This window comes from Streptomyces sp. SID4985, assembly GCF_009863025.1.
Taxonomy (GTDB): domain Bacteria; phylum Actinomycetota; class Actinomycetes; order Streptomycetales; family Streptomycetaceae; genus Streptomyces.
The window spans coordinates 42,756-53,194 of sequence record NZ_WWIR01000043.1 but is presented as its reverse complement, the minus strand read 5'-3'; the positions used below and the strand labels follow the sequence as shown (position 1 = coordinate 53,194).

Genomic DNA, 10,439 nt, shown 5'->3' with positions numbered 1-10,439 from the left:
GGCGGAGCAGCGCCACGGCGGTGGCGGGCCGGGCGGTGCGGCCGGCCGGGTCGGTGCGGTCGTCGAGGCAGCGGGCGGCGAGGGCGGTGAGGACGGCGTCGGGGCCGCACTCGACGAATACGGTCGCGCCGTCGTCGTGGAGGGTGTTGACGGCGTCGGCGAAGCGCACGGGGCGGCGGATCTGGCGGGTCCAGTACTCCGGCGAGCGCAGCTCGTCCTCGTCGGCGAGCCGTCCGGTGACGGTGGACACCAGGGGCACGGACGGTGCGTGGTAGGTGAGTTCGGCGGCCGTACGCCGGAACTCGTCGAGCACCTCGTCCATGTGCGGGGAGTGGAAGGCGTGGCTGACGGTGAGGCGGCGCTGCCTGCGGCCGCGGGCCGCCCAGTGCTCGGCGATCTCGGTCACGGCGTCGGCGTCCCCGGAGACGACCACGGAGTCGGGGGCGTTGACGGCGGCAAGGGCGACCCGGTCCTCGTAGCCCGCCAGGGCGGCCGTCATCTCCGCCTCGCTCGCCTCGACGGCGGCCATGGCGCCGCCCTGCCGCGCGGACTGCATCAGCCGGCCTCGGGCGGCCACCAGCCGGGCCGCGTCCGGCGCCGACCACAGGCCCGCGACGTGCGCGGCGGCCAGTTCGCCGATGGAGTGACCGGCGACGGCGTCCGGGGTCAGGCCGTGGTGTTCGAGGAGCCGGTGGAGGGCCACCTGGAAGGCGAACAGGGCGGGCTGGGCGTAGCGGGTGGTGTGCAGCAGAGGAGTCGGGGCCTCGGTGTCGGCCGTGTCCGTACCGTCGTCGTCGCCGAACATCACGGCCCGCAGTGGCCGGTCCAGGTACGGGTCCAGTTCGGCGCAGATCGCGTCGAGTGCCTCGGCGAAGACCGGGAACGCGGCGTACAGTTCGCGGCCCATGCCGACGTGCTGGGCGCCCTGTCCGGTGAACAGCATGGCCGTGCGTCCGGCGCGGGCGACGCTGCCGTGGGCCAGCCGGGGGTGGTCCTGGCCCAGGGCGAGGGCGTCGAGCCCGGCGAGCAGGTCGTCGGTGCGGGTGCCGGTGATCACGGCCCGCTCCTCGAAGGCGGTGCGGGTCGTGGCCAGGGAGAGGCCGATGTCGGCCGGTCCGGGTGCGGTGCTCCCGCGAAGCTCGTCGCGCAGCCCGTCATGCAGCCGGTCGCGCAGTCGTTCCGCCTGGGCGCGCAGCGCCTCGGTGTCCCGCCCGGAGAGCACCCACGGTACCGGGGTCGAGACCTCGGTGGCCGGTGGGGCCGGGTCGGGGTCGCCCTGCTCGACGACGACGTGGGCGTTGGTGCCGCTGATACCGAACGACGACACGGCGGCCCGGCGCGGGCGGCCCGTGTCGGGCCAGTCCCTGGCCTCGGTGAGCAGTTCGGCGGCGCCCGAGGACCAGTCGACGTGCGGGGTGGGGGTGTCCACGTGCAGGGTGCGCGGCAGGACGCCGTGCCGCATCGCCTGCACCATCTTCATCAGTCCCGCCACGCCCGCGGCGGCCTGCGTGTGCCCGATGTTCGACTTCAGCGAGCCCAGGAAGACCGGCGCGGCGCCGTCCCGGTCCTGGCCGTAGGTGGCGAGGACGGCCTCGGCCTCGATGGGGTCGCCGAGGGTGGTGCCGGTGCCGTGCGCCTCGACGGCGTCGACGTCGGCGGGGGTGAGCCGGGCGTCGGCGAGGGCCTGGCGGATCACCCGTTCCTGGGACAGGCCGTTGGGCGCGGTCAGCCCGTTGGAGGCGCCGTCCTGGTTGACGGCGGTGCCGCGGATGACACCCAGCACCCGGTGCCCGTTCCGGCGGGCGTCCGAGAGCCGCTCGACGAGCAGCAGCCCGACGCCCTCGGCCCATGACGTGCCGTCGGCGGACGCGGCGAAGGACTTGCTGCGGCCGTCGGCGGCCAGGCCCCCCTGGCGGGAGAACTCGACGAACATCCCCGGTGCCGACATCACCGCCACGCCGCCCGCCAGCGCGAGCGAGGACTCCCCGGAGCGCAGCGAGCGCACCGCCATGTGCAGGCCCACGAGGGACGACGAGCAGGCGGTGTCGACGGTGACGGCCGGGCCGGTGAGGCCGAGCTGGTAGGCGATGCGGCCGGACATCACGCTCGCGGTGGTGCCGGTGAGCACATGCCCCTCCACCCCGTGGCCGGTGTCGTCCATGCGGGGGCCGTAGTCGAGCACCGTGCCGCCGATGAACACGCCGGTACGGCTGCCGTGCAGGGAGCGCGGGTCCAGTCCCGCGCGCTCGACGGCCTCCCACGCCGTCTCCAGGAGCAGCCGCTGCTGGGGGTCCATGCCGAGGGCCTCACGCGGCGAGATGCCGAAGAACGCGGCGTCGAACTCGCCCGCGTCGTGGAGGAATCCGCCGCGGTCGACCTGGCTGCCGCCGGGGCGGTCGGGCCGGTCGGGGTCGTACAGGTGCGGGTCCCAGCCCCGGTCGGTGGGGAAGGGGGAGATCGCGTCGACGCCGTCGGCGACCAGCCGCCACAGGTCCTCCGGCGAGGTGACTCCGCCGGGGTAGCGGCAGGCCATGCCGATGATCGCGACGGGCTCGTCGTCCTGACGGGCGACCGGGGCCGTGCCGGTGCCGGTACCGTGCGCGTCCTGGTCGCCGTCACCGCCCTGCAACCGGGACAGCAGGTGGTCGACGACGGCCGCGGGGGTGGGCCGGTCGAAGAGCAGACCGCTGGGCAGCCGCAGTCCGGTCGCCGTGGCCAGCGCGTCGCGCAGTTCCACGGACATCAGCGAGTCGAAGCCCAGGTCCTTGAACGTGACGTCAGGACCGATCCGCGAGCCCGTGTCGTCGTCCGCGTCATGGCCCAGCACCGCGGCGATGTGCGCGTGGACGGTGTCGGTGAGCGTGCGGCGGCGCTCGGACTCGGGCAGCGCCGTCAGGCGCACGGTCAAGCCGGCCGGTGCGGCAGCGGGGCGGGACACGTCCGAGAGGGGGTCCGGCAGCGGGGCGGGGCGCCGGGCTGCGCCGTCGATCCAGTGCCGGGTGCGCTGGAACGCGTAGGTCGGCAGGTCGACGCGGTGGGCGCCGAGGCCGTCGTAGGCGGCCGTGAAGTCCACCCGGCCGCCGCGCACGAACACGGTGGCGAGCGCGGTGGCCAGGGTTCGCGCCTCGGGGCGTCCGGCCCTGAGGGCGGGTACGGCCACGGCCGCCTCCGGGTCGCGCACCGAGGCGTCCACCATGGCCGCGCACACGCCGTCGGGGCCGAGTTCCAGGTACGTGGTGACGCCCTCGGCCTCCAGGGTCCGGGCCGCGTCGGCGAACCGCACCGGTCGGCGCACCTGCTCCACCCAGTAGTCGGGCGTGGCCAGTTCGGCGGCCCGTGTGGTCGTACCGGTGACGGTGGAGACGACCGGGACGCGGGCCGGACGGAAGTCCAGGGCCGCGATCTCCTCACGGAAGCGGGCCAGCATCGGTTCCATCAGGGGGGAGTGGAAGGCGTGCGAGACCTGGAGCCGCTTGGTCCTGCGTCCCCGTGCGGCGAGGGCGGCGGCGACATCCGCCACGGCGTCCTCGATGCCTGAAATCACCGTCGCGGCCGGGCCGTTGACGGCGGCGAGGCCCACCTCGTGCTCCCGCCCGGCCAGCAGCGCGGCGACCTCGTCCTCGGCGGCCTCCACGGCGGCCATCGCGCCACCGGCGGGCAGCTCCTGCATCAGCCGCCCGCGGGCCGCGACCAGCCGGGCGGCGTCGGCCAGGGAGAGCACACCCGCCACATGGGCGGCGGCGATCTCGCCGACGGAGTGACCGGCGACGAAGTCCGGCCGTACGCCCCACGACTCGGCCAGCCGGTAGAGGGCCACCTCCACGGCGAACAGGGCGGGCTGCGTGAAGCACGTCTCGTCCAACTCCGTTCCCGAGGCGATCACTTCGCGCAGGGGTCGCGGCAGCAGCGGGTCGAGCTGCGCGCACACCTCGTCGAAGGCGGCGGCGAACACCGGTGCGCTCTCGTACAGTTCGCGGCCCATGCCCACGCGCTGGCTGCCCTGCCCGGTGAAGACGACGCCGAGGCGGCCCGGCCGTACGGTGCCGGTCACGGCGTACGGCGACGGCTGTCCGTCGGCCACGGCGCGCAGGCCCCGCAGCAGCCCGTCGCGGTCCTCGGCGAGGACGACCGCGCGGTCGGGGTGGGCGGCGCGGGTCGCGGCCAAGGACCAGCCGATGTGGGGGAGTTCGGGTGCCTGCGGGGCGGCCGCGAGGTCGTGCAGCCGCGCGGCCTGGGCGCGCAGGGCGTCCCCGCCCCGCCCGGAGACCACCCAGGGCAGCACGCGTGGGCCGGCCTCGGGGGTGGCGGCCGGGGCGGCGGGGACGGTCCGGGGGGCCTCGGCGACCACGAGGTGGCAGTTGGTGCCGCCCATGCCGAAGGAGCTGACGCCCGCGACCAGGCGGCGGTCGGGATGCGGCCAGGCGACCGTCTCGCGCGGGACCGTCAGGCCGAGGTCGGCCAGCGGGATCGCCGGATTGGGGGTCTCGAAGGTGCGGTTGCCGGGCAGCAGCCGGTGCTTCAGGGCGAGCAGCACCTTCAGCAGCCCGGTCAGCCCGGCCGCGCCCTCCAGGTGCCCGACGTTGGTCTTGGTGGAGCCGATGAGCAGCGGGTCGCCGCTCGGGCGCCCGGCGCCGAGCACCGCGCCCAGGGCGGCCGCCTCGACCGGGTCGCCGACCGGGGTGCCGGTGCCGTGGGCCTCGACGTACTGCACCGTGCGCGGATCGACGCCCGCGCGCTCATAAGCCGCCCGGATCACCTGTTCCTGGGCGGCGGCGCTGGGCACGGTCAGGCCCGGGGTGGCGCCGTCGTTGTTGACCGCGCTGCCGAGGAGGACCCCGTGGACGCGGTCGCCGTCGGCCAGCGCGCGGTCGAGCGGCTTGAGGACGACCACACCGGCGCCCTCTCCGGGGACGAAGCCGTTGGCGCGGGCGTCGAAGGCGTAGCTCTCCCCGTCCGGCGACAGCGCCCCGAACCGCTCCTCGGTGAGGGTGGTCTCGGCCAGGAGGTTGAGGTTCACCCCGGCCGCGATCGCGGTGTCGGCCTCCCCGGAGCGCAGGCTCTCGCAGGCCAGGTGCACGGCGACCAGGGACGAGGACTGGGCGGTGTCCACGGTCAGGCTCGGCCCGCGCAGGTCCAGGAAGTAGGAGACGCGGTTGGCGATCAGGCCCCGGTTCAGGCCGGTCATCGTGTGCTGGGTGATCGCCTCGGTGCCGTGCTGGTGGACCAGGCCCGCGTAGTCGTCGCGGAGCGTGCCGACGAACACCGCCGTACGGCTGCCGCGCAGGGTGTCGGGGACGATCCCGGCGTCCTCCAGCGCCTCCCAGGCCAGTTCGAGGGCGAGGCGCTGCTGCGGATCCGTCGCGGCGGCCTCGCGCGGCGAGATGCCGAAGAACGCCGCGTCGAAATCGGCGATTCCGTCGAGAAATCCGCCGCGCCTGCCGTGCGGCCCTTCGGTGAGGGAGCTCCCGCCGTTCTCCAGCATCGTCCAGAACGCCTCCGGACCGGACGCCATCGGAAGTCGGCACGACATCCCCACGACAGCGATTTCGTTCATTCCCGTCCCCCAAAGAGGCTTCTGGAGAGCTTCTGGACAAGGCGATACGGCGGATCGTCCGCGAATGTGATCGCCAGTCTGCCGAAGTGCGCCCCAACACCCAGTAACGCACCGGTAATCCGGTTGTGCGGCGGTAAAGGTGAGCAGGGCGTTGCCCGGCGATGAGAAGGCGGTGGTGGGGGTGCGGTTACGTTCGAGCGGCGCTCACACACCGGCTTCGAGACCAAAGAAAGTGGGAGCAACCTCGCCATGTCCAGCACCCTCGAAGAACTCACCCGCGCCGCCGAAGAGCACGGCAGGCTCTACGTCGAGGCGTTCAACGCCGGCGACGTCGACGTCCTCAAGACCATGTACACCGAAGACGCCGTCTCGGTCTGGGAGCCGGGCAACCCGCTGACCGGAAAGGAGCGTGAGGCCTCGCTCGCCGAGTTCGTCGCGCAGCGGCCGAAGATGACGGCGACGCTGCGGGAGGCGCACGTCACGTCGAACACCGCGCTCCTGGTGGTGGACTGGGCGATCGACCTTTCCACGCCGGAGGGCGAAGAGCACCTGGAGGGAACGGGTCTCGACGTGCTGCGGCTCGGTCCGGACGGGAAATGGCGGTTCGCCATCGACAATCCCTTCGGCGCGCAGAGCTGACCCTCACGGCGATCCGGTGGCCATGACACGGAGGGGAATTTCCGCGTCATGGCCACATTTCCGCGTCATGGCCACATTTCCGCGTCATGGCCACATTGCCGCGTCATGGCCACATCGCCGTGCCCGGCGACATTGTCGTGCCCGGCCCACGGGCATTCACCGTTCCGTTTCCAGTACGTCCGACCCGTGAAGGGAAGCCGTGAATTCATCCGTTCCCCCTCTGTCGGCCGGGGCCGCCGCATTCGTGCGGCGCGCGCACGGCCTGTACATCGGCGGGGCGTTCGTGCCCGCCGCCGACGGCAGGACTTTCGCGACGTACGACCCGTCCACGGCGGCGCACCTCGCGGACGTCCCGTACGCGGGCCCCGCCGACGTCGACGCGGCGGTGGCCGCGGCCCGCTCGGCGCTGGACGGCGCCTGGGGCGCGCTGCCCGCGCTGGTGCGCAGCCGCCTGCTGGTCCGGCTCGCCGAGCTCGTCGAGGAGAACGCGGCGGAACTCGCCGAGATCGAGGCGCTCGACGGCGGCAAGCCCGTCTCGGTGAACGAGGCCATGGACCTGCCCGCGGCGATCGAGCACTTCCGCTACTACAGCGGCTGGCCCACGAAGATCGAGGGCGCGACGATCCCCGTGTATCTGCCCGACACCCTGTGCTACACGCGCAAGGAGCCGGTGGGGGTGTGCGCGCAGATCATCCCGTGGAACTACCCGCTGATGATGGCCGCGTGGAAGCTGGCACCGGCGCTGGCCGCGGGCTGCACGGTGGTGCTCAAGCCCGCCGAGCAGACCCCGCTGTCGGCCCTGCGCCTGGCGGAGCTGGTCGAGGAGGCGGGCTTCCCGCCGGGCACCGTCAACGTCCTCACCGGGGACGGCACGACGGGCGCCGCCCTCGTCGACCACGACGGCGTCGACAAGATCGCGTTCACCGGGTCCACGGAGGTGGGCCGCGAGATCGCCGCGCGGGCCGGGGCGCGGCTGAAGCGGGTGACGCTGGAACTGGGCGGCAAGAACCCGAACATCGTGCTCGCGGACGCCGACCTCGACGCGGCGGTGGCGGGCGCGTTCGACGGGATCTACTTCAACAGCGGGCAGACCTGCATCGCCGCGTCCCGGCTGTACGTGCACCGCAGCCGGTACGAGGAGATGGTGGGCCGGCTGGCCGAGGCGGCCGCCAAGGCCGAGGTGGGACCGGCGCTGGACCGGGCGACCCGGTTCGGACCGCTGGTCTCGGCCGAGCAGTACGACCGGGTCCGCGGGTACCTCCGGGACGGCGTGGCCGCCGGGGCCACCCTACGCGCGGGCGAGGTGCCCGCCGAGTCCCCCGAGGGCGGCTACTACGTCCGTCCGGCCCTGTTCACCGACATCACGCCCGGGATGCGGATCACTCGGGAGGAGATCTTCGGGCCCGTTCTGGTCGCCGCTCCGTTCGACGAGACCGACGAGGCGGTGGCGCTGGCGAACGACACCCCGTACGGGCTCGCCGCCGGTGTGTGGACGCGGAGTCTCGCGCAGGCCCACACCCTCGCCGCGCGTCTGCGCAGCGGCATGGTCTACCTCAACTCCTGGGCGTCCGGCGACCCGGCGGCCCCCTTCGGCGGTGTCAAGGCCTCGGGGATCGGCCGGGAGATGGGACAGGCCAACCTGGACGCGTACCTGGAGACCAAGACGGTGTGGACGAACCTCGCTCCGTGACACGCCCTCAATGCCGTACGCCCCCGGTCTCCGCACAGACCGGGGGCGTACGGGGTCTAGGGGGTGTCTCCCCGATCTTCGTGGATCAGCCCGCGGCGCCTGGTGCGGTGCCTCGGCGTGCGGTCGAGTCGTCCTCGTACTGGACGTACTTGGGCGATTCGGCCGTGCGGCGAGGTGCCGTGCCAGGGGGCGCGGGCCCACGAAGATCGGGGAGACACCCCCTAGGGGTCAGACCGTGTGCTTCGAGCGGGTGAACACCGGCAGGGTGGCGTGCCCGTTGGAGACGAAGGACTCCAACGAGCCGAGGCGGTCCACGGGTTCGGCCAGGGCCAGGTCCGGGAACCGCTCGAAGAGGGCCGGGAGCGCGATCAGTGCCTCCAGGCGCGCCAGCGGGGCTCCCACGCAGTAGTGCACGCCGTGCCCGAAGGACAGATGGTCGCCCCGGGTCGGCCGGGTGATGTCGAAGGTGTCCGCGCTGCCGCCGTGGACCTTCGGATCGCGGCCCACGCCCGCGAAGTTGACGAGGATGGCGTCGCCCTTGGCGATCACCACGTCGTCGAGTTCGATGTCCTCGACGGCGTACCTGAGCGGGAGGCTGCCGAGCGGCGAGTGCGCCCGCAGGGTCTCCTCGACGACGTCCTCCCAGGAGGCACGGCCCGTGCGCACCAGCTCCAGCTGCCGGGGGTCGCCGAGCAGGGCGCAGATGGCCTGGTCGAGCAGGTTGACCGTGGTCTCGTGGCCGGCGGTGTACATCAGGAACAGGGTGTCGATCAGCTCCCGCTCCGACAGCCCCGTGCCGCCGTCCTCCTGGTCGTCGCGGGCCGCGATGAGGTCGCTGGCGAGGTCGTCGCCGGGGTGGGCGCGCTTGTCGGCGATGAACTCGGCGGCGAGGGTGTAGAGCGCGATCTCGTTGGCCCGCGCCTCCTCCTCGGACGTCGTGGTCTGGAAGATGGTGGCCATCATGGTCATCAGCCGTGTGCGCACGTCGTCGGGTATGCCGAGCAGGTCGGAGATCACCCGCGTGGGCAGCGGGTAGGCGAACTCCTCGCGCAGATCGACGGGTTCGTCGCCCGGCGCGGCGGCCACGGCGTCCAGCAGCTGGGCGGTGACGGCCTCGATGCGCGGGCGCAGGGCGGCGGTGCGCCGGGCGGTGAAGGCCTTGGCGACCAGCTTGCGCAGCCGGGTGTGCTCGGCGCCGTACGCGGTGATCATGTTGCGGTCCTGGACCCAGATGGACAGGGGCCAGGTCTTGGCCAGCTCGCCCTCGCCGTTCTCCCAGGCGGGCCAGTGGCGGTAGGCGTCGCGGGAGACCCGGGGGTCGGTCAGCAGCCGCTTGACGAGGGCCTGGTCGGTGACGGACCAGGCGGGCACGCCGCCGGGCAGTTCCACCCGGGCCGCCGGTCCCCGCTCACGCAGCGCGGCCGCCTCCCCGTGGATGTCACGGCCCGTGGGATCGATGGCGAACGGGCAGGATTCTTCGGTCACGGTCGTCTCCCCTGGTGCGGTCGGTCGGAACTCTGCGAAGGTCGCGGGAAACCGCAGCCTAGAGAAGCCCTGTAATCCGCCGCTCACACCTCGGTCTTCCCTCTCTTTCACTTACCTCCAGGTAACCACTGACTTGCATGTTCGTACTTGTGACCACCGTTTCCATGCGTGAGTCTGAGACGACGACTGGAAGGCATGTCTTGGCTCATCGCTTTCCGCGCGGATCCGTTGAGAGGAATTCATGAGCACGTACGCGGGCAAGAAAGCCGTTGTCACCGGCGGAACCATCGGAATGGGCCTTGCCACGGCAAAGGCTCTGGTCAAGGCCGGCGGCGAAGTCATTGTCACGGGCCGGAACGAGAAGAACCTGGAGGCCGCCCAGACCGAACTCGGTCCCCGGGGCCACGCCGTCCGTTCCGACACCGCGCGGCTGAGCGACATCGACGCGCTGGGCGGGATCGTCGAGGAGAAGCTCGGCGAGATCGACCTGCTGTTCGTCAACGCCGGTTTCGCGCAGCCCGGTCCGTTCGGCCATGTGACCGAGGAGCTGTTCGACACCACGTTCGCGATCAACGCGAAGGGCGCGTTCTTCACCGCCCAGCGCCTCGCGCCGCTGATCAAGGACGGTGGCTCGATCATCTTCACCACGTCCGTCGCCAACGACTCGGGCAACCCCGGCATGGGCCCGTACGCGGGCTCGAAGGCCGCGGTGCGGGCGTTCACCAAGGTCATCGCGGCCGAGCTGCTGCCCCGGAACATCCGGGTCAACGCCGTGAGCCCCGGCTTCATCCACACCCCGACCGCGGGCATCACCGGCGCCTCGCCCGAGATGCTCCAGGCGTTCGAGAAGATCGGTGACGAGATCACGCCGATGCGCCGCCACGGCTCGTCCGAGGAGATCGCCCGCGCCGTGCTGTTCCTGGCCTTCGACGCCACGTTCACGACCGGCGAGGAACTGAACGTGGACGGCGGCCTCGGCCAGCGCATCAACCGGCCGCAGGGCCAGTGACGCTCCGTCGGCTCCACGGGGGGAATGCCTGACCCCGGCCGGAGAGCCGAAGACCGCGAAGC

The 10,439-nt window shown here is 72.7% G+C and carries 5 protein-coding genes; 3 read left to right on the top strand and 2 right to left on the bottom strand.

The annotated features are described in order from the left end of the window. The coding region (locus GTW40_RS01850) for a type I polyketide synthase (protein ID WP_237525276.1) at positions 1–5,512 on the bottom strand (5,512 nt) is incomplete at its 3' end. A 291-nt stretch (positions 5,513–5,803) separates the two neighbouring features. Between GTW40_RS01850 and GTW40_RS01845 the strand changes: the two genes are divergently transcribed. Next, positions 5,804–6,193, top strand: coding sequence for a nuclear transport factor 2 family protein (locus tag GTW40_RS01845; RefSeq protein WP_161178377.1), 390 nt, complete (start codon positions 5,804–5,806; stop codon positions 6,191–6,193). A 199-nt stretch (positions 6,194–6,392) separates the two neighbouring features. Continuing rightward, positions 6,393–7,883 (top strand): aldehyde dehydrogenase family protein, encoded by a 1,491-nt coding sequence (locus GTW40_RS01840; RefSeq protein ID WP_161178376.1) that lies wholly within the window; start codon positions 6,393–6,395, stop codon positions 7,881–7,883. Positions 7,884–8,111: 228 nt separating this feature from the next. Here the strand turns inward: GTW40_RS01840 and GTW40_RS01835 are convergent, their stop codons facing one another. Further along, positions 8,112–9,368: a cytochrome P450 gene (locus GTW40_RS01835; protein ID WP_161178375.1), complete on the bottom strand. Its 1,257-nt coding sequence runs from the start codon at positions 9,366–9,368 to the stop codon at positions 8,112–8,114. A 241-nt stretch (positions 9,369–9,609) separates the two neighbouring features. On the opposite strand from GTW40_RS01835, the gene GTW40_RS01830 reads away from it, so the two are divergent. Next, the gene (locus GTW40_RS01830; protein ID WP_161178374.1) at positions 9,610–10,377 is read left to right on the top strand and encodes an SDR family oxidoreductase; all 768 of its coding nucleotides are present in this window, start codon (positions 9,610–9,612) and stop codon (positions 10,375–10,377) included. Positions 10,378–10,439: the final 62 nt, after the last annotated feature.